18 protein-coding genes are annotated in these 20,160 nt (G+C 56.7%); 9 read left to right on the forward strand and 9 right to left on the reverse strand.

The genetic code is table 11. The annotated features are described in order from the left end of the window. Positions 1–183: 183 nt before the first annotated feature. Complete coding sequence (locus tag KGB07_RS00535) at positions 184–501, forward strand: helix-turn-helix domain-containing protein (protein WP_046043284.1); 318 nt, start codon at positions 184–186, stop codon at positions 499–501. Further along, positions 494–1,780 (forward strand): type II toxin-antitoxin system HipA family toxin, encoded by a 1,287-nt coding sequence (locus tag KGB07_RS00540; RefSeq protein WP_223464111.1) that lies wholly within the window; start codon positions 494–496, stop codon positions 1,778–1,780. Before KGB07_RS00535 ends, KGB07_RS00540 begins: the two co-directional genes overlap by 8 nt. Before the next feature lie 104 nt (positions 1,781–1,884). Here the strand turns inward: KGB07_RS00540 and KGB07_RS00545 are convergent, their stop codons facing one another. The 8 genes from KGB07_RS00545 to KGB07_RS00580 all read right to left on the reverse strand — a co-directional run bounded on the left by KGB07_RS00545 (position 1,885) and on the right by KGB07_RS00580 (position 11,475). Continuing rightward, a complete protein-coding gene (locus KGB07_RS00545) occupies positions 1,885–2,583 on the reverse strand; it encodes a GTPase (RefSeq protein ID WP_223464119.1) in 699 nt (232 codons plus the stop codon). A gap of 957 nt (positions 2,584–3,540) precedes the next feature. Further along, positions 3,541–3,939, reverse strand: a complete 399-nt coding sequence (locus KGB07_RS00550) for a hypothetical protein (RefSeq protein ID WP_046043287.1) — start codon at positions 3,937–3,939, stop codon at positions 3,541–3,543. Next, positions 3,926–4,807 (reverse strand): alpha/beta fold hydrolase, encoded by an 882-nt coding sequence (locus KGB07_RS00555; protein WP_046043288.1) that lies wholly within the window; start codon positions 4,805–4,807, stop codon positions 3,926–3,928. Before KGB07_RS00555 ends, KGB07_RS00550 begins: the two co-directional genes overlap by 14 nt. A 52-nt stretch (positions 4,808–4,859) precedes the next feature. After that, positions 4,860–6,125: an NADH:flavin oxidoreductase/NADH oxidase family protein gene (locus tag KGB07_RS00560; protein ID WP_223464121.1), complete on the reverse strand. Its 1,266-nt coding sequence runs from the start codon at positions 6,123–6,125 to the stop codon at positions 4,860–4,862. A gap of 24 nt (positions 6,126–6,149) precedes the next feature. Then, the gene (locus tag KGB07_RS00565; RefSeq protein WP_046043290.1) at positions 6,150–7,802 is read right to left on the reverse strand and encodes a GMC oxidoreductase; all 1,653 of its coding nucleotides are present in this window, start codon (positions 7,800–7,802) and stop codon (positions 6,150–6,152) included. A gap of 197 nt (positions 7,803–7,999) precedes the next feature. After that, positions 8,000–9,370: an outer membrane protein transport protein gene (locus tag KGB07_RS00570; RefSeq protein ID WP_223464122.1), complete on the reverse strand. Its 1,371-nt coding sequence runs from the start codon at positions 9,368–9,370 to the stop codon at positions 8,000–8,002. A 373-nt stretch (positions 9,371–9,743) separates the two neighbouring features. Next, positions 9,744–10,403 carry a winged helix-turn-helix transcriptional regulator gene (locus KGB07_RS00575; RefSeq protein WP_046043291.1) on the reverse strand — a complete coding sequence of 220 codons (660 nt, stop codon included), beginning with the start codon at positions 10,401–10,403 and terminating at the stop codon, positions 9,744–9,746. Between the two features lie 223 nt (positions 10,404–10,626). After that, the gene (locus KGB07_RS00580; RefSeq protein WP_080925388.1) at positions 10,627–11,475 is read right to left on the reverse strand and encodes an SDR family oxidoreductase; all 849 of its coding nucleotides are present in this window, start codon (positions 11,473–11,475) and stop codon (positions 10,627–10,629) included. Positions 11,476–11,671: 196 nt separating this feature from the next. Between KGB07_RS00580 and KGB07_RS00585 the strand changes: the two genes are divergently transcribed. The 4 genes from KGB07_RS00585 to KGB07_RS00600 are packed head-to-tail and all read left to right on the forward strand — an operon-like array spanning position 11,672 to position 16,835. Beyond that, complete coding sequence (locus KGB07_RS00585) at positions 11,672–12,646, forward strand: enoyl-CoA hydratase/isomerase family protein (RefSeq protein ID WP_046043292.1); 975 nt, start codon at positions 11,672–11,674, stop codon at positions 12,644–12,646. Beyond that, the gene (locus tag KGB07_RS00590; RefSeq protein ID WP_046043294.1) at positions 12,643–13,569 is read left to right on the forward strand and encodes an alpha/beta hydrolase; all 927 of its coding nucleotides are present in this window, start codon (positions 12,643–12,645) and stop codon (positions 13,567–13,569) included. The genes KGB07_RS00585 and KGB07_RS00590 overlap by 4 nt, the downstream gene beginning before the upstream one ends. 38 nt (positions 13,570–13,607) lie before the next feature. After that, complete coding sequence (locus tag KGB07_RS00595; protein WP_046043295.1) at positions 13,608–15,068, forward strand: class I adenylate-forming enzyme family protein; 1,461 nt, start codon at positions 13,608–13,610, stop codon at positions 15,066–15,068. A 60-nt stretch (positions 15,069–15,128) separates the two neighbouring features. Beyond that, a complete protein-coding gene (locus KGB07_RS00600; RefSeq protein WP_223464123.1) occupies positions 15,129–16,835 on the forward strand; it encodes an FAD-dependent oxidoreductase in 1,707 nt (568 codons plus the stop codon). Between the two features lie 153 nt (positions 16,836–16,988). Here the strand turns inward: KGB07_RS00600 and KGB07_RS00605 are convergent, their stop codons facing one another. Beyond that, positions 16,989–17,672, reverse strand: a complete 684-nt coding sequence (locus KGB07_RS00605) for a TetR/AcrR family transcriptional regulator (protein ID WP_046043296.1) — start codon at positions 17,670–17,672, stop codon at positions 16,989–16,991. Between the two features lie 84 nt (positions 17,673–17,756). Here KGB07_RS00605 and KGB07_RS00610 point away from each other — a divergent pair, with 84 nt between their 5' ends. The 3 genes from KGB07_RS00610 to KGB07_RS00620 are packed head-to-tail and all read left to right on the forward strand — an operon-like array spanning position 17,757 to position 20,133. Then, the gene (locus tag KGB07_RS00610; protein ID WP_223464124.1) at positions 17,757–18,212 is read left to right on the forward strand and encodes a DUF2147 domain-containing protein; all 456 of its coding nucleotides are present in this window, start codon (positions 17,757–17,759) and stop codon (positions 18,210–18,212) included. 9 nt (positions 18,213–18,221) lie between these two features. After that, positions 18,222–19,223: an NADP-dependent oxidoreductase gene (locus KGB07_RS00615; protein ID WP_046043299.1), complete on the forward strand. Its 1,002-nt coding sequence runs from the start codon at positions 18,222–18,224 to the stop codon at positions 19,221–19,223. 13 nt (positions 19,224–19,236) lie between these two features. Then, the gene (locus KGB07_RS00620) at positions 19,237–20,133 is read left to right on the forward strand and encodes an alpha/beta fold hydrolase (protein WP_223464125.1); all 897 of its coding nucleotides are present in this window, start codon (positions 19,237–19,239) and stop codon (positions 20,131–20,133) included. Positions 20,134–20,160 lie beyond the last annotated feature (27 nt).

A 20,160-nucleotide genomic window follows, 5' to 3' on the forward strand; every position in this document is an offset into this window, starting at 1 on the left:
TAGTTAGCTCCGCCCGGGGCGGCCTTCCCTTGGCTTGATGATAGGTAAGTCCAGTGAATTGTGGCTAAATCCAGAAAAAAAGCAATAAGGCACAAAATTTGGGAGTTACGCAACTTGTTAGGACTTGGCGTTAATTCTATAATTTTGGGAACTAACTGGCACAGAATGGGCTGGGTACACACTATGTTGGATTTAAGCTTCAGCAAGCCGAGTGAGGTCGTCAAGCGCCTCTGCGATCGCTTGCGCACAGAGCGCTTGGCGCTGGACATGACACAAGCCGACTTGGCCGGGCGTGCCGGCATCGGCACCAACACCGTGTCCAACCTTGAAGCCGGGCGCAATGTCGGGTTCGAGAACGTGGTCCGGGTGGCGATGGCCCTTGGCCGAACCAAGGAACTCGAAGGCCTGTTCCTGCCAAAGCTGGAAAGCATCGAGGATATTCGGCGCTACGAAAACAGCGCCAATCGTCTCCGTACAAAGAGGAAGTCCGGCAATGCTTGAGCAGGTGAACGTCTTCTACGAGGGCTGGGGTGAGCGATGGCAATGGGGCACGCTGGTCTCCACGACCGCCCTGACCGGTCGCCCGCTGATCGTGTTCGAGTACAGCAATGAAGCCAGGCAAAGGGGCTTGGAACTGTCCTCCTACACGCTGCCGTTGGAGGGGGCTCAGTTGCGCCGAGATTTTCCAGACCACCAACTGTACTTGCCAGGGCCTGTTTACGACTCGTTGCCGGATGGGTGGGGCATGTTGCTGATGGACCGTATGTTCAGGCGCCGCGGGCTCACCACGGCGCGCATCGGCTCACTGGAACGGCTGGCCTACATCGGTAGCAATGCGATGGGTGCCATGACGTTTGAGCCCGTGGCACCCGAAGGTCAGGAATCTGAAGTCCACATCCCGCTGGAACAGCTTGCCGCCGAAGTGCAGGAAGTGCTCCATGGAGGCGGTGGCGAGTTCCTGCAGACGTTGCTGCTGGTGGGCGGCTCGCCTCAAGGTGCAAGGCCTAAGGCCCTCGTCTATCGCGATCCCGAAACTGGCGGGTTTACCACTGCCGTCACGCCGGGCTTTGAAGCATGGTTGATTAAGTTCCCGGCCAAAGAAGAACATGCCGAGGTGTGCGCTATCGAAATGGTCTACGCCGAGTGCCTGCGCATGTGCGGTATCGAGACCCCTGACACGCAGTACTTCAGTCTGCCTAATGGGTTGGCAGCGTTTGCCAGTAAGCGATTTGACCGCCGGGATGGTCTGCGTGTACCCATGCAAAGCCTCGCGGCCTTTACGGGGGCAAATTACCGGTCTCCGGGGGTGTTGGACTACGTCAACTTCTTGCGGGCAACACAGATGTGTACCAACGACGTGCGAGGGATGGCGGTGGCCTTCGAACGTGCCGTCTTCAATGTTGCGTTCAACAACAGAGATGATCATCCCAAGAACTTTGCCTACATCATGTCGCAAGACGGTCAGTGGAGACTGTCGCCGGCTTACGACGTGACCTTCTGCGAGGGGCCAAGTGGGTATCACCAGATGGATGTGATGGGGGAAGCCCTGTCGATTTCCCGCACGCAAATGCTTCGACTTGCCGAGGAAGCCGAGGTGCCCCCGGACGCTGCAGGAAGAGTGATTGACGGCATTTGTGATGTAGCGAGCCGGTTTGCAACCATCGCCGAGAATCTATACCCACGCGCTATTACTCAAGACACTTTGCGCACGGTCCAAGACCGCATCGACCAGAACGTGGCTCGGCTACACCACATTCACGCGGGCAGCGGTCGTCGGTGAAGATCGGGAGGAGCTTACGGGACTCAACCCTCAGCAATTGCAACCGATCATTCGTCGACTCGAGGGCCTCGGTCTGATCGAAGGATCAAATTTGACTTCTCGCGCTAACCCCCTCCTGAAAGCCAAACGGTTGCTTCATGGGCAAACAAAATGTCTTTGGCTCGATGGTCAATATAGGTGGTACTCATTTTGCGCTGGGCGATCTGCTGGTCGAGGAAACGCTCCAGGGCGTCACGGCGGTGATCGTCGCGTTCGGCGCGCTGTTTGCTCAGGCCTGGCTCAAGCAGCGCCGGATGCGCCTGCAGGTGCTCGCGCAAAGGGTCAAAGCCGCTCAGTTCGAGCAGCTTGGCGCTGCCCTTGCGCACACCGTTGCGCAGGGTGGTAAACGAGGTTGCGAAGGTGGCCGGCACGGTCCCGAACAGCGACTGCAAGATCTTGCCTATGGCCTGCTCGCTCACTTCCCTCTGTGTGGCGCTTTCGGCATGAGTCAGCAGCACCACTAGGTGGCGCTCCAGATCCGGGCGACGGCGCTTGAGTTCGCACAAGAAGGTCGTTTCGATTTGTTCGAGCGTGGCAGTACACAAGTTGTGCACGAACAAAATCACATCGGCATTGGCCAGGCCCAACCACGCGAGTCGGTCATCCTCATCGCAGGCGTCGATCCCCGGGGTATCCAGATAGAAGCGTCCTTCATGCTCCAACGCCAGTAATCGCGTGGTTGCCCGTATCGCCTTGGTTTCAAAGACTTCCGTTTCGACATGCCCGGTCAGGCCGTTGAGCAGTGCGCTCTTGCCAGCATTCATCAGTCCTCATACGGCAATCCGCGGCGCCAGGCCAAGGCTTTTCGCCTCTTCCAGCTCCGTGCGCAGGCGGCAGAAGTCAGGGTGTTGCTGGGTAAGCTGGATCAGCAAGTCGTCGTCCGACACCTTTCGCTCCATGTATTGGATCCCGTTTGCTGCATAGCATGGCGATGAGGCGGCTAAGTAGCAACTGGCTACTAGTCGGCCAAGCGCAGGCTCTGCATGGGGCAATCATGCCACTGGTACCCGAATAGCCCAGAAGCGAATGGAGTGTACGTGCTCCATACGATGCACGAAGGATTACGGTGTCACGTCTGTTAGAGGACTGGTCAAGCCTCCAGCATCCTAGGGGTGAGCTGCCGACTTTCTGGCAGCGCTTTGAAAAGCGTCGGAGTGAGGTCTGAATTCAGCTTGGCAAGCTACACCTGCGATCCTAATTGCACAGGAGGTATCACTCGGTTGCTCACGCACTTGGGCAGAGGAGAGCATCTTCGACCTACCTTCATTCCGCGGTGTTTGGGAACAGCAGCGGGTGAGTTTTTGAGAGGGGGACTGTTGGACCTCAGGCTGGGGGCATCGTTTTCAAACCATCCAAAGCATGCCCTCAGATATGCCCCCGAGTGTAGCAATCCACTGGAAGTGGATGGATCTCCATAGTCTATGAAAAGGCAGAAATGATCAGCTGAACAGCCTGCCCGGCGACGCCTAGAGACTCTCAGGGTCGCCAAAGAACATTTTGACTTGGCTCTATGGCGGTGGTTTAAGGCCGAAAAAACTTAGCGATGCCCCCACTTTTGCCCCCACTCGGACCCAGAACACGAGCGACCGAAACGGGGGGGCTGACTGAGCCCGAAAACTCTTGAGTAGTCACTAAGATCACGGCGAGAAAGTCAGATCTGACAGGCACCCATAAAAAAGCGGGTGACTGTCAGATCCAGCAGGGCTCACTGCATCAAATTCCTAGCGCGTCGAAGGGTAAAATGCTGATGTTTTTTTACCGGGCGGCAAGTATTCAGTTAATCCCTGGAACCACATCACTTCAACAAAGTCACCGCGGATAACCAAGTCCTCTTTACGCAATCCTGTCAGAAATGCATCTTTACTATCTTTGGCAGACAGAATGGCGAATCCCTTTGCTGCATCTCTGAACGACAGGGTGAATTTTGGCTTTTCAGTCAAACCGGTAGAGGATTTTATCTTGCCGTTTTTAAGGGTGAAGTAGCGACCCACTCCGTCATGCGTTTGGATTTGAAAGACCAGCTCCTTGCCTTTAACGTATTTTGCACAGTCAGGACTTTTTTTGATTGTTCTCTGTAATAGCTTGGTCAACGCCCATAACAAAAATTTAAACTTCAGCATGGTGAGCTTGCTCCGCAAGGGGGGACTCGTTGAGGAATTGAATGGCGTGTTTGAGAAAACGCTCAGGGTATTGGAATTGAGCACCATGACCGGCATCCGGGTACAAGAACAGTTGGGCGTTCGGGATGTTCTGAGCCATGTACCAGGAATTGACCGTTGGAACCATAACGTCATTCATACCGTTCAGAATGAGCGTCGGCTGTTTGATCTCGCGCAGATGATTGAAAGGATCGTTCGGGTCCAGCTTTGGCAAATAGTACATATTCGCTTCGATCTGGGCCTGTATCACTTCAGGAGAGCTGGGTGGGTCCTGGTCGACACGCTGATGGCGGCGCTCCCAGAAATCACGTCCGGCCTGCTGCGCCGCCGCGGATCGACCGAAGAACAGAAACAGAAAGTCTTCGAGGGTCGGAACGGGGCGCGGTGCAGCTTCCAGCACTCCAGGGTCTGAATCCGGATTACCGCCACGAGGTCCAGTGCCGAGCAGCATGAGCTTGCGCACGAGGTCGGGATGGCGTCGTGTCAGGTCCTGGGCTTGAAAACCACCGAGTGAGAAACCTAAAACATCGACCTTGGACAGGCCTAGTGCGCGGATCACCGCAGCAGCGTCGTCGGCCATATGTTCGATCCGGTTACGCGGTTTGCCGGAAGAAGAGGCAATTCCACGACCGTTGTAGAGGATGACCTCGCGCCCCGCAGCCAAGCCATCCGTCATGAGTGGATCCCAATGATCCATACCGCCGCGGAAATGTTGAAGAAAGAACAGAGGGGGCTGGCCTGTCGTATTGTTGCCCCAGCGGCGATAGGCAAATTTATCCCCGTCGACTTCCACGAAGCGAGTGGGGGCGGTGAAATGGGTGTCGGTCATTGGCGTCTTCCAGAGTGGTTATTGTGGCGATCGATGCGAGCGAGCCTCGGGCTCAGGCCCGTGCGCGCATGCGCCGCGTACGGAACGTGCCCCAGCCGCTTTTCATCACTGATTTTGAAAACGCCCACAACCCACTTTCGTTGGGGCGCGGATCACCGCCATTGGCGATTCGTTTGAGCTGCAGCGTGTACCAGAAGATTTCCATGACGCCCATCTGATCGATTTGCTTGATGCCTGTGGTGATCGGCCGTACACGTTGCGAACTGTCCCGCCCTTGCAGTAGGGCCGCCGGTGCCTCGGGATCAATGGCCAATAAGCGCGCGAGGCCAATGACATCGAGCGCTTCGCAACGCAGCGCAGCGTTCATGGCGGCGGCACTGCGAAAACCGCCAGTGACCATCAAAGGCACCTTGATCGAGGCGCGCACCTTTTCAGCAAACTCAAGAAAGTAAGCCTCACGTGCTACGGTGGACGCTTTTTTCGTCTCCTGGAGCCCGCCGCTCATGGCTGGAGCCTCATAGGTGCCCCCCGAAATCTCAATCAGGTCGATGCCAGCTTCGGCAAGTGCATGAATCGTCGCCATCGATTCCTCTTCGGTGAAGCCTCCGCGCTGGAAATCTGCTGAGTTCAACTTGATGCCGACGGGAAATTCGGCACCGACCTGGCGGCGAATCTCGGCGTAAACAGCCAACACGAAACGTCGACGTTTTTCCGGGCTGCCACCCCATTCATCCGTACGCCGATTGTGGTGTGGCGAGAGGAACTGATTGATCAGATAACCGTGTGCGCCGTGGATTTGCACGCCGCTGAAGCCGGCCTCCTTGCAGATGGCCGCGCTGCGTCCAAAGCGCCTGATGATGTCTTCGATCTCGGCCGTGGTGGCTTCGCGTGGGGTCTCGAAGAGCGCGGCCATGTCCTCGCGAAAGGGGACGGCCGATGGCGCGAGGTTGCTGGCATTCAAGCCTTTGGTCGACTGCTTGCCGGGGTGATTGAGCTGCACCCAGATCGCCGCTCCCTGCTCGGTTGCCGCACGGGCCCACTGGCGGAGCACAGGCAGGTCCGCTTCATCTTCGATTACCACGTTGCCTGGTTCACCGAGCGCACGCCGGTCGATCATCACATTTCCGGTGATGAGCAAACCAATGCCGGAGGCGGACCAGCGCCGGTACAACTCGACCAGTTTTAACGTCGGGTGATTGTTGTAGGTACCCAACGTTTCGCTCATGGACGCCTTGGCGAGGCGGTTGCGAAAAACGCTGCCGTTCGGGAGTTGTAAAGGCTGGTTCAGCAGATTTTCTTCAGGCGAGGCGGCGGTCATGGTGAGTTCTCAATAAGGGCTGTTTCATGATTGAAGGGTGTGCAGCGGGATGGAGTCCGATACCCGCCGGGATTGAGTGTTTTTCAATGGGATGTACGACATGGCATGCTCGGTCAGCGCGGTAATCGTCAGGCTTGGATTAACCCCGAGATTGGCGCTGAGCATCGAGCCGTCGCAAACCAGCAAGTTCTGATAGCCGAAGACCCGGTTCTGTACGTCCATCACGCCGCGCTCCGGCGAGTCCGCCATCGCACAGCCGCCCATGCAGTGGGCCGTGGTCGGGATGTTGAACAAGATCTCGGACAGAAAGGTGGTGGGTATGCCACCGAGCGCTTTTGCGCCCTTTTCGGCAAACGCGTTCGCCTCTGGAATGAAGGTCGGGATGGGACCACCCTCGCTGGCGAGCTGTTTTGCGAATGGCCAAAACCAGCGACGCTTGAGCCGCATGTCGAGAGACGCATCCACTGCCTGCATCACCAGCAACAACATGGTCTGACGGGCGAAACCGGCGGGGTTGTGCACGAGCAATGCTTGCAGCGGATGTTTGAGCAGCGTCCACAGCCAGGTCAATATTCGCCTCCACCCCGGGCGTCCGCCGCACAGCAAGGTCATCATGAGGCCAATGGCGTCCGAGCCTTCCGGGTAGCGCACGACTCCGATATGTGTGCGCTCATCGAGATAGATGCTGCCACCCCCCGCCAGTCCCGGCGACATGCTCTTGTCCGCGGCCGGGAAGCGTACGCCAATAAGGGATTCGGCATTGGTGCGCACACGTTTTCCGAGGTCGTCGCTGATGCGCGGCAGCGACCCTTTTTGCTTGAGCCGGAACAACAATTCCATTGTGCCCAACGACGACGCGGCGAAGACCACGCCGCGGCAGCGAAAGCTGCGGCGCTGCTTATCGAACCAGGTGGTCGAGCACTCAGTGAGGACTTCATAGCCGTCACTGCCGTCCTCCTTGCCGTTGATCGGCCGCACGTCCACCACCCTGGTTTCGGCAAAAACCTGGGCGCCACGTTTTTCTGCGAGATAAAGGTAATTCTTGTCGAGTGTGTTCTTGGCGTTGTGCTTGCAACCCATCATGCAGCCACCGCAACCGGTGCAAGTCCCGCGCGCCGGGCCTTCACCATTGAAGTAGGGATCCGGGTAGCTCTTGCCGCCTGCTTCTCCGTCGGGAGCGAAGAAGGCCCCTACGCGGGGGGCGTGAAACGTATGGCCCACGCCTTGCAAATCTGCCATTTTCTTGAGGCGTAGATCAGCCTCGCCCATGATCTTGCTCTCGGTCACGCCCAGCATCTTCTCCGCTGTGGCGTAGTACTGCGGCATGATTCGTTTCCAGTCCGCCAGGCCGGCCCAGGAACCCTCATTCCATACGCTATCGCGCGGTGTCAGCAAGGCGTTGGCATAGGTGATGGATCCGCCACCGACTGCGTTGCCGCTGACGATCATCACGTGACGGAACAGGCGCATGTTGTAGAAACCGAACATCTTCAGCCCGGGTCGCCACATCCAGCGCCGCGCGTCCCAGTTGGATTTTGGAAAGTCCTCGGCCGTCCAGCGTCGGCCCATCTCCATTACGCCAACGCGGTAGCCCTTTTCTGTCAGCCGGAAGGCGGACACGCTGCCACCGAATCCGGAGCCGATCACGATGTAGTCGAAATCGAAAGATGGATTCATTGCGTGCTGCTCAGGCAAGCACTGCGTAGAGGCGTGAAAAAACTGGTCATGCCGGTCTCCTTATTTTTGTAATGGTGCTGCGGGCACTGGTTGCAGGAGTGATTCTTTCAGGATGACTATACCATTCGTATATTCTCATAGCTATACGAACAGTATAGTATTATTAAGCTGTAGACGTAGACGCAGGAAGGGGCAAATCAGAAACGATAGGTTATCTGTGTACCTATAATGTGCGCGCTGTTGTCGTATTTTGCGCTGTAGCCGGGCTGTACGCCGGTTGTATTTGCCTGGCTGACGGAGGTGGTTGATTCCCATAGATAGCCGTAAGCCAAATCGATGGTCAGGTCGGTGTTGGGAGAGAACCCTATACCCAGCGTCACAGCTTTTCGGTCGCCCACGGGGAGTCGGACGTTTCGATCGGCGTTGCGGGCAGGTGATGGATCGTAGGCGAAGCCGCTGCGCAACAGCCATTGCGGGGAAAGTTGGTAAGAGGCCCCAATAGCCATCGACCAGGTGTCATGTAATTTAAAGTCATCTCCGAAGCTGTTAAATCCCAATTGCTGGCCCAACGGCGGTACTCCACTATTAACGGCTTCGATCCTCTGAACGCGGCTCCATCGGGTCCAGGTCGCGCCCAGGTAGCCAGTCCAGCGCTCGTCAAAGTGATGGGTAAACGATGTGTCCAGCGACTCTGGCAACGTGATGTCTATTTTATTGCTGTATTTGCCATCGAGACCGAAAGCACTTGGCGAGTTGCTCACCTGCGTATGGCCGTTGACGTGAAAATCAAGTTTTGAATGATAGGTGATGCCCCACGTGGTGGAATCATTCAGGTCGATCATCAGGCCGAAATTATAGCCAACGGCGTTATCGTTACCCTTGATAGTGATCTTCGTGTCGGTGCCCCCATTGAGCTGCCCTGTGGCCAAGTAGGTTTGCATATTGTTTTCGATACGGTTCAATGTCAGCCCGCCTCCGACAGAGACATGATCACTGATGCGATAAGCAACGGCGGAGTTCAGGGTTTTAACTTGAACCTTGCTATAGGAGCCATGGTAGCGTCCCTGGAACGAACTTTCGTAATCGTTCACAAGGCCATAGAGCGCGTACAAGCCCAAGCCGAAAGTGAAGCGTTCGTCAATCGGTATGGATAAATAGCCAAAAGGGATTGTCGTCAGGGGTACGGAATCTCCTTTGTTGGTGCCTGGCGCCTCGCCATGAGCGTTTTTAATATCGCTATTGACCTTGAACAACGCGAACCCTCCGCTCACTTCCCTGCGCTTTATCTTGCTCAGGCCGGCCGGATTTCCATAGACAGTACTCGCATCCAGAGCAGCGGACGAGCGCCCGGCATAAGCAGTTCCGGCGTTGCTGACGCTTTGCTCGTTAATAGATAAACCATTGGCTAAAGATAAAGTTGCCTGCCCACAGATAGCCAATGACAGAGTGGTTATGAACAACGCTCTGCTTGACTTGAGTATCAGGGTGGACCCTGTCTCAAGATGACGTTTCAAACGCAGTACTGATTTCTGGGAAGGGCGAAGCGCAGAAAGATATTCATGGTTCATCTGGCGGTACCTGTTGTTGTTGTTGTTGTTGTTGTCGGGATGAATAGAAATTGTGGGCGGCCGTATACATCAACAGTGCCGGCCGGGCTGGAGTAGGGAGTGTTAATTGGATCTTGCAGACTCGTAGTTGTTTTTTAGTTGCAAAGCCCTCTCTGGAATATCACAGGCTCAGACGATTGCCCTATTTATATATCTTGGGGTTGCAAGTTGCGTTGATGGAAAGAAGAGCCTTGCCTGGCAGGCAAGTACCCTCGGGCCAGACGCGGGTACAAGGCTGCAAGCAACTCGCTGATAAAGAGGCAATGACGGATGCCGGGCGGGCAAGTCCCCCTCGATCCGCATGGCGCGAGGGAAGGGGGAAAGGCCGGCAGTCCTAGGGCTTGTATTCGAGTACTTTGCACACTCGAGTGAAGGCTGGCCGATCCCCTTGCAACAGCTTTGCATGACCTTCGCGAAGGGCGCGAGTTGGCGTGATCTGGCGCAGGACTAATGCAATGAAGGTTTCCATGTCGCATTGTATTTTGACGTCGATGGGCTCTTCGCTCGGCCCGGAGCGTGCCAACAGGTTCCCGTCGTTGACTCGAATATGGAAGACTTCCGCCCCCACCTGGAACTCGTACAACTCCTGCAAACCGGCGCTCGCTGCCGAATCGTTCGAGCCTGTCAGGCACAGGGCTATGAGCTCCGCACGAGCACTGGACGGATCGATGCGTTCGTCGATCGGCAGGCTCAACCCCCAGAATCCCAGCGCGATCACCGGCTTGCGTAGTTGCTCGCCCAAGTCCGTCAGTTCGTAAGCGGGCGTGGCGGAAGGTGTGTGCAGGGTGACTTGTTGAATGACGCCGTTCTGCACCAGCATGGCCAGGCGTTCGGACAGTCGGTTTGTACCCATTGCAGGCAGGATCGCGAGCAGATCCTTGAAACGCTTCGGACCTAACAGGAGTTCGCGAATCAAGAGCAGCGTCCAGCGATCTCCGAGTACGTCGAGCGACCGGGCTAAGGGGCAGAGTTGACCGTAGGTTTTGTTTGTCATGGCGCATTGTACAAAATTCCGCTCAGTTGAAATACAGTGAAAAGCCACTGCTGCCTCAAGTCGAAGGAATTGGGCGATGCTCCAGGCCCTTGGACGGCTGATCTCACGGTCGCTTTCATGTATCGCTCACTGAACAGGTTGAGTCATTCTTATTGATTTCACTATACCGTTCGCTTTGTGGTTGCGCTATATAAAACGTATAGTTGTGTCGTGAGCCTGTCCGTTATCGCGCAATGCGTTGGACGACCCAGCGGGTCAGAGCCGCAGGCGCGAGACGTGTAGCGAACGACAGGAATCCGGCTTGCATGCCGACTGTCCAGTGGGTCTTGTGGATTCGTCGTTTCGACGTCGCGCAAGCCCACACGGTCGATGCGACGTCGTGCGACGTGAGCCGGATACCCAGCGATCTGGCGCTGGGGATACGACCGTAGTCATCAGCCATTGCGGTCTTTACGAAGCTCGGCCAGATATCGCTCACGCGAATGCCGAACTTTCCCCATTCGAGGTCGAGTCCTTCGGTGAATCCGCGCACGGCGAACTTGCTCGCCGAGTAGGTTGCAAGTTCAGGCTGTCCGTAGATTGCGGTGGCAGAGGCCATATTGATGACATGAGAGCAGGGCGTGCCTCGCAGGTACCGGAAGGCGCTGTGACAGCCGGTGATCATTCCCTGAACGTTCACGTCAAGCATTGCCTGGTGTCTGGTCAACGGTACAGCTTCAAATTGCCCGGCGGCGAGAATCCCGGCGTTATTGAGCAACACGTCAAGCCGCTGGCCGCTATGTGCCCAGAAATCCACAAGCGCTTGCTTCCAGGCTTGGGGATCGCTCACGTCGAGCGCACCGCAGACGGCGTTGCCCTCTCCCAGGGTCGCGGCGACCGCGGCGACACCCTCTGAATCGATATCGTATAGCCCCACGAACCAACCGCGCCGCGCAAACAACTCAGCGCAGGCGCGACCGATTCCCGAAGCCGCGCCTGTGACGAAGATGGCTGGTCTCCATTCAGGAAGAAGGGATTCAGTCGGGTTTCTGGCTGTTTGATTGCTCTGTACCACAGTGATGTGCGGTTTCATTTCAGAGATTCCCTTCAGAAGCTGAGCATTGAGGTTTTGTGTACAGGTCAGTGCATATTGCGAGAGTAATATAACGGTGTTATGTTTTGCAATAACAGTGTTATCTGTCTCTCTGGCTGATCTGATGACTGGTCAGGAGGTGGAAATACTGATGGGAGCGCTTGCTCTCTACGTTTGTCACCGGAGGATCCAATAGATGACGAAGATGCATACACCGCCCGAGTACCTTGATATGGAGTCCCGTGGCTCTGTGTTGATTGCGCGGCTGGATGGAGGTCCACACGGGCTGATGGGGTTGGACATGGCCAATGAGCTTGCGGCGCTATTGGACAAGCTGGAGTCCGATACCGCGGTAACAGCGGTGGTGCTCACCGGAACTCATCCTGAGCGTTTCATCGGTCATGCAGACGTTCGTTGGCTGCAGGAAGGTGGAAAGAGTATCCCGTCGGTCGGGCGCAGTACGGCCTCGGCGATCGCTCGAACCGCCAAGACCGTTCGCGGTATTGCGCCATTGGCGTCAGCTGCGTCTCTGACACCGCTGGATGGCGGGATGCAACTCGACAAGCTGCACGACACTTTTTTACGGATGAACCGCAGTGGTGTCATTTTCGTCGCCGCGCTGAATGGATCTGCGCTGGGACTTGGCAGCGAGCTCGCGCTAGCGTGTGACGTCCGCCTGATGGCGGATGGCGATTTCTTCATCGGGCAGCCCGAGGTGCTTCTTGGAATCCTTCCCGGTGGCGGAGGCACTCAGCGATTACCACGACTGGTCGGCGCCCATCGCGCGCTGATGCTGATGCTTGAAGGTCGGCCGGTGTCGCCACAGAAGGCGCTCGAAATAGGATACATCGACGAAGTGGTTGCTTCAGATGCGCTGCTTGATCGTGCCGTCAAGCTGGCCGGGCATCTGGGTTCCCGACCCAAAGGGGCGATTGAGGCAGTCAAGCGAGCCGTGTACTTCGGCGGGTCAGCCACCCTCGACGAGGGGCTGCATATGGAGCGTACCGAATTCATCAAGATCTCGCCGACCGAGACTGCGCAATCGCTCATGGTTGAATACCTTGAGCGCACCGATCGGGACGGCAACGTGCCGTTCTACAACCCGGCCATTTTCGAGCAAACCCTTGAGCAAGGCTCCTTGCCCCTGCAAAACGGGGGAGGGAGGAAATGAATCAAATGTCACCGCTTACCTACCCGTTCACTCGCCAGGATGTTCGCTTTGACTCGGGCGAAACCTATTGTTCAGCCTGGCTCTACCTGCCGGTCGGCGTAGAGAAACCGCCGATTGTAGTGCTCGGACACGGACTTGGTGCGGTTCGCGAGATGCGCCTCGACGCCTTTTCCGAGCGATTCGCTGCTGCGGGAATCGCTACATTGGCCTTCACCTACCGTTATTTCGGAGACAGCGGTGGTCGGCCCAGACAATTGATGTCTGTGAAGCGGCAACTGGCTGATTGGGATGCCGCGCTGGACTTCGTCAAAGGTTGCGCAGATGTCGATGGGCGGCGGGTTGCCGTATGGGGAAGCTCGTTTGGGGGAGGGCATGCAATCACGGTGGCCAGCCGACACCCCGAGTTACTGGCGGCTATCAGCCAGTGCCCCTTTACCGACGGTCTTGCTTCAGCTGCCGCGCTGGGTGTGAAGGGTTCGCTGCAGGTAACGCCGGTGCTCCTGCGTGATTTTGCAGCCAGGCTACTGGGTCGCCCGCCCGTGATGGTGCCAATCGCTGCCGTTCCCGGTCAGCCAGCCTTGATGAATGCGCATGATGCCCTGCCGGGTTATCTGGCCTTGGTGCCGAAGGGGATGGTGTTCGTCAATCACGTCGCCGCACGGGTGCTCCCGGAAATCATGGCTTATCGACCCGGACGCTCCGCCTCCAAGGTGAAGCTCCCCATCCTGTTTTGCGTCAGCACCACTGACACCGTCACGCCACCGGAACAGACGATCGCCTTGGTGCGCAAGGCGCCGCATGGAGAAACCAAACTCTACGCGGCGGGGCATTTCGAGTTCTATATGGGCGACGCGTTCGAAGAACTGGTGAAGGATCAGACTCAATTTCTGACGAAACATCTACTCGGCTCTTCAGCCAATTGATTCAAGCGTTTCCGTCACTTTCAGAGAGAACAACAATAATGTGCTTTTCCAAACTTTCAGATTTGCGCGCGGTGACAGAGCCTGATGGTCTGTGCATCGCTGACGACAGCAGCAACCTGACTAACCGGCAGTTCCATTCCAGAGTCCTCGCGGCAGCGGGAGTATTCGCGGACAGGGGGGTGGGCGTTGGAGACGTCGTTGCTATCATGTTGCCCAACCAGGTGGAGTTTGTGGTGGCGATGTTCGCCGCCTGGCGTCTGGGGGCGGCGGTCACGCCGATCAATCCTGGGCTGACCAGCAAGGAAGCCACTCATCAACTGGTTGATTCGGGGGCGAAGCTGCTCATCAACGCCAGCGGCGAAGTCATAGTCCCGAATCTGCAGTCTCTGCCTGTCGCCACTCTGGAAATGGGGGCGTCCTACACCGGTGTACCCTTTGAAGAGCCTGGCGCACTGGCATTGTTGATCTACACCAGTGGCACTACCGGCCTGCCGAAGGGCGTGATGCTCGATCACGCCAATATTGAAGCCATGTCGGAAATGGGACGAAACTCACTCAAGGTCACGGCAGCAGACCACTGTTTATTGATACTGCCACTCTTTCACGTAAACGGCATTGTGGTGAGCACTCTTGTCCCGCTATCAAGCGGTGGTCGGGTTTCGATTCGCAAGCGATTCAACGTCGACACGTTTTTTGAGGATGTCGAGTGGCTTCGACCCACGTACTTCTCTGCAGTGCCAACCATCTACGCAATGCTTAACGCGTTACCTCGTGAGGTAAAACCTTATACCTCCAGTCTTCGGTATGGCATCTGCGGCGCGGCGCCTGCATCGGCGCAACTACTGAAAAAATTTGAAGCTCGCTTCGGTTTTCCGCTGCTTGAGGGATATGGCCTGTCCGAAGGCACGTGCGCTTCGACCATCAACCCCTTCGACGGCCTACGCAAGGTCGGTACGGTCGGGCTGCCCTTCATCGGGCAACGCATTGCAATCGCCGACCCGAGCGGTGTGCATTTGCCGCAGGGCGCCACTGGCGAGGTACTGGTTCAAGGTCCTAACGTCATGCGCGGTTACCTTGGGAAGCCCGAGGAAACAGCGAAGACCATCGTCGATGGCTGGCTGCACACTGGCGACATTGGCCGGATCGACGAAGACGGTTATCTGGCCATTGTCGGGCGCCTTAAAGAGATGATCATTCGCGGAGGCGAGAACATCTATCCGAAGGAGATCGAGGATGTGTTGTTCGAATTTTCGGGGGTTCTTGAAGCAGCAGTGATTGGTGTCCCTCACGAGACCCTTGGCGAAATTGTTGTTGCCTACGTCGCGTTTCGTACGGGATTCGCCGGTACCCAGGAGGGCTTGAATGAGCACTGCACTGACCGGCTGACGCGTTATAAACGACCTTCCACGATCAACATCATCGACAGCCTGCCAAAGAATGCCGTGGGCAAAGTCGACAAGTTGAGACTGCGCAAGATGTGGACCGAACCTGTCGATTGACAGGTAATTACCTGATGGACTTTAGGCGAAAAGCAACCGGCACGTAGAAGGGGACACATCATGAAAAACGCAGACTTCGACTGGCTGGTGATCGGATCGGGATTTGGCGGCAGCGTCTCGGCGCTGCGCCTCGTGGAGAAAGGCTATCGCGTCGGGGTACTTGAGCGCGGCCGTCGCTATCGCGACGAAGACCTTCCCAAGTCGGCCTGGCAGTTCAACAAGTATCTGTGGGCACCCGCATTGGGTTTGAAGGGCATCATGCGCATGTCGCTGTTTCGCCATGTCTTTTTTCCCAGCCAGTCGGGTGTCGGTGGCGGTAGCACCGTGTATGGCGGTGTGTTGTACCGCGCCAAGCCAGAGTTCTTCAAAAACGTGCAGTGGCGCGCGCTCGGTCACTGGGACAGGCTATTGCAGCCTCACTACGATACGGCCGAGCGCATGCTTGGGGTAAAGACGGTGCCATTCGACTCGACGAACCAGCAATTGGCCCGGGAGATGGCGCAACACTTCGCAACCGAAGACACATTCACCCGAGCACCCACCGGAGTGTTCTTTGGCGAACCGGGCAAAACCGTCAAGGACCCCTATTTCGGTGGGGAAGGGCCTGACCGTACCGGGTGTATACGTTGCGGCGCCTGTATGGTGGGATGCCGCGTCGGTGCCGTGAACTCGCTGGTGAAAAACTACCTGTGGTTCGCAGAGAAACGCGGCGTGCAGATATTGGCAGAGCGCGAGGTTGTTGATGTGAACCCAATCGGGGCAGCCGATGGCAGTGACGGCTACCGTGTGACCACCCAGCGCCCTGGCGCCTGGTTCGCCCGTGATCGCCATACTTACACCGCCCGCGGAGTGATCTTCGCCGGCGGGGCTCTCGGTACCAACGAATTACTGGCCAACTGCAAACACGGCGGCTCGTTGCCCCGGGTCAGCGATCGTCTTGGTGAACTGGTGCGCACCAACAGCGAATCGGTTCTGAACGTGCGCCTGCCCGAGGACCGCAAAACCTGGAACGATGTCACCGCCAGCAGCAGTGTGCACGTCGATCAGGATACCCACATCGAGTTTCTCACCTATGGTCGCAACGCGGACTTCCTGAGCTTGCTTTGCACGCTATTGGTCGGGAAGGGTAACCGCGTGACGCGGCCGTTGAAGTGGCTGGGGAATATCGTGTTGCACCCGGTGCGATGGCTCAAGTCAATGTGGCCAAGGGGCTGGAGCCGACACATGGTGATGCTGCTGGTGATGCAGACATTGGACAATGCGATTGCACTGCGTCCCAGGAAGCGTTGGCTGGGCCGCGGCTATCGCCTCGTCACCGAGCAGAACCGCAAAAAGCCAAATCCGACGTATATCGAGATGGGTAATCAGGCCGCTCAGTGGTTGGCCAGGCACACGGGCGGTATCGCCCAGAGCAACGTACTGGAAGCGCTGGGCAACATTCCGACAACAGCCCATGTGCTGGGAGGCGCCGTGATCGGCGCCGATGCCCAACGCGGCGTGATTGATCAGAACCTTCACGTTTTCGGTTACCACAACATGTTGGTGTGTGACGGCGCTGCGATGCCTGCAAATCCCGGGGTTAATCCTGCGCTGACCATCACGGCACTTGCCGAGTACGCCATGGCGCAGATTCCACAGGCCCGCAATAACGAAGGTGTTCATGAGCGAGGTGAAGCGGTCGCTACGAAACCGTCCAGTGGCGTGCCCGGCCAACCTGATAATCAGCGCGTGGCCTCGATACAGATCCCTATCCTGTTGCACATATGAGCACTGAGCCGCAAAGCATACGAGCATCTGTCATGACCGGTCCCTTCTCTGCATGAGCGAACCGGTTGACCCAACCTCTGAACATGCCGAGTGGCTGCGTACTTGAACTGAAATACTGTTCGCACCGCGTGACTGCATGGTTGCGCGGTTTTTTCAAGGTTCTAGCGCAGTTGCCGACCCGGCAATGACGCCAGCAGTGGAAGATTCCACTTTTTCGCGCTTCGCTCCCAAGCCGACAACAATGTTGTTACACGTCGCTACCAGGATCTGCGAAGCAGGATTTTCCATACCTGAGAAGTGGCCAGCGAGTTCGAGCATGATGAATCCATGCGCGGCACTCCACAGCTGTGGCGCGATGAGAGCAGGATCGATTTTGCGAACGCATTTGGCATCAACCAAGCGAGCGCACGCGTCGATCAGAATCGCGTATGTCGCCTTGAAGGCTTCCGATTGCCCATTTGCAATCGATGTCATGGTACCTCGTGAGGGGCTATATCTGCCGTCAATCGAAAGACCAAACATCAAGTCGTACAGATGGGGATTGCTTCGTGCAAGGTCTCGGCAAGCCAGGAGCATCGCACATAAGTCGGTTATCGGATCATCCGTGATTGGCACACGCTTGAAGACTGCAGCCAACCGCTTGAATCCCTCGTCAGCGACTGCTTGTAGAAGTTCCGGCACTCCGCCGAAGTGTGTGTAAACCCCCATCGTCGACAGGCCGGCTTCGCTCGCTACCGAACGGGCCTTGACTTCGGACGGGCCGCTGGTCGCAAGCACACGGATGGTTGCCTCGACGAGGCGGGTGGGGGCATTAGGGAGTGAGTTATCAGTGGTCATGTTGCAATACTGCCATAACGGCGTTATGTTTATCAAATAACAGCGTTATAGATCTGCAAGCGCTCAATCATGAGGATTCAGACAATGCGTACGCTCAAAACAGGTGTCTTTGGACTCACCCTGGCAGCAGCAATCATGTCATCGGCACTGTGGGCAGACGACAATTCGCCGGTTGGCCTGTGGCAAAACATCGACGATGTCAGTGGCAAGCCGAGGGCGTTGATTCGAATCACCGAATCCAATGGCACTCTGAAGGGCATTATCGAAAAAGCGTTTCCCGCTCTCAAAGAAAATCAGAATCCGAGGTGCGAGAAATGTGAAGGCGTGAACAAGAATGTGCCGATTGTAGGCCTGACCGTTCTGACCGGTTTGCGAAAGGATGGCGAAGAGTACACCGGTGGCCAAATCCTAGATCCGGATAACGGCAAGGTCTATAGCAGTAAAGTCTACCTGACCGACAACGGCAAAAAGCTCAGCGTGCGCGGCTACATTGGCGTGCCGGTATTAGGGCGCTCACAAACCTGGGTACGCCAGGAATAAGGAAGCACGATGAAAGCATTCATTATCGAACGCTATGGAAAAAAGGCTGCGTTACGGGCGACCGAAATACCAGAACCTGAATTGGGCAAGGATGATGTTTTTGTCCAGATCCATGCGGCGGGTGTAAATCCTCTGGATTTAAAAATCCGAGACGGTGAGTTCAAAATGATTTTGCCGTATCGCATGCCGCTTATTCTGGGTAATGATTTGGCTGGGGTCGTCGTACGGGTCGGCTCAGGCGTGCAGCAATTCAAGGCCGGTGATGAGGTCTATGCACGGCCCGATGACAATCGAATCGGTGCATTCGCCGAATTCATTGCGATCGATCAAGGCTCGCTGGCGATCAAGCCGAAAGGTCTCACCATGGAAGAAGCGGCTTCGATCCCTCTGGTTGGTTTGACCGCGTGGCAGGCGCTGGTCGAAAAAGCGAACCTGAAGAAAGGTCAAAAGGTGCTTATCCATGCGGGCTCCGGTGGCGTGGGAACACTGGCCATTCAGCTGGCCAAACACCTGGGGGCGACCGTCGCGACGACCACAAGCACGGCGAATGTCGAATGGGTGAAGCGTCTCGGTGCGGATATCGTGATCGATTACCGCAAAGACGATTTCGAAAAGATCCTGCACGACTACGATGTGGTCTTGAACAGCCTCGGCACAGAGACTCTCGAAAAATCGTTACGCATCCTGAAGCCGGGTGGAAAGCTCATCTCAATCTCTGGACCACCGGATGTGGACTTTGCGAAAAGCGCTGGATTGTCCGGGTTCCTGAAACTGGTCATGCGTCTGTTGAGTTATGGGATCAGGAAAAAAGCCAAGCGTCGTGGTGTCAGCTATTCATTTCTTTATATGAGAGCCAGCGGTGAGCAATTGCGCAAGATTACCGCGCTCATCGATTCCCGGGCCATACGCCCGGTGGTGGATCGGGTTTTTCCATTCGAATCGACCCCGGATGCCTTGGCTTATGTTGAAACCGGCCGGGCAAAAGGCAAGGTCATCGTCAAGGTAAAGTAACGAGACGACGTCCATGTTCGAAAACTTCGAAACGCACCGAATTACCGCAGGTGATGTAGAAATTGCCTGTGTTGCAGCGGGTACAGGCGAACCCATACTGATGCTCCATGGTTTTCCGCAGACCATGGCACTCTGGGCGCGTATCGCACCTGGGCTGGTCGCGCGTGGCTATCGGGTTGTCTGTGCTGATTTGCGTGGGTATGGCGCATCGTCTAAGCCGCCGGCTCAACCGGATCTGTCGAACTACGGATTTCGCGCCATGGCTGCGGATCAGGCCGAATTGATGTGTGTGCTCGGGCATGAACGGTTCCATCTTGTTGGACACGACCGTGGTGCGCGCACTGCATACCGGATGACACTGGATTATCCAGACAAGGTGGCGAGCGTCACGCTAATGGACATCGTTCCTACGGCTGTGATGCTGACAGATCTGCGCAAGGACGTAGCCCACAGTTACTGGCACTGGTTTTTCCTTTCTCAGCCCGCACCCTTCCCGGAGCGCATGATTGAGGCAGATCCCGATTTCTTCTTCGAGAGTTGCCTGTTCGGCTGGGGTGCCGCAGGGCCGGAGGATTTCGATGCAGACCAACTGGCGGCGTATCGGAAAGCCTGGCGTGATCCGGCGACGATCGCTGGGTTTTGCAACGATTATCGCGCCACGCTCACTGTGGATCTGGAGGACGATTTGTCAGGCTCCGGACGACGTATCACCGCGCCCGCGCTGATTCTCTATGGCGCCTCGGGTGCGATGGCCAAGCAATATGATTTACCCGCCACTTGGGTGGATCGCTGCACAGTGATGGAGGCCTCTGCGATAGTGGGCGGACATTTTTTTGCTGATTCCCGGCCAGACGAGGTCGTTGAGCGAGTCGCCGCATTTTTGGCAAGCCATCCCTTGCAGTCTTGCTGAAAACTTCCCTGCTCGGGATTGCCGCTG

Origin of the sequence: Pseudomonas sp. GL-RE-26, from assembly GCF_019956275.1 — a bacterium.
Lineage (GTDB): Bacteria > Pseudomonadota > Gammaproteobacteria > Pseudomonadales > Pseudomonadaceae > Aquipseudomonas > Aquipseudomonas grandcourensis.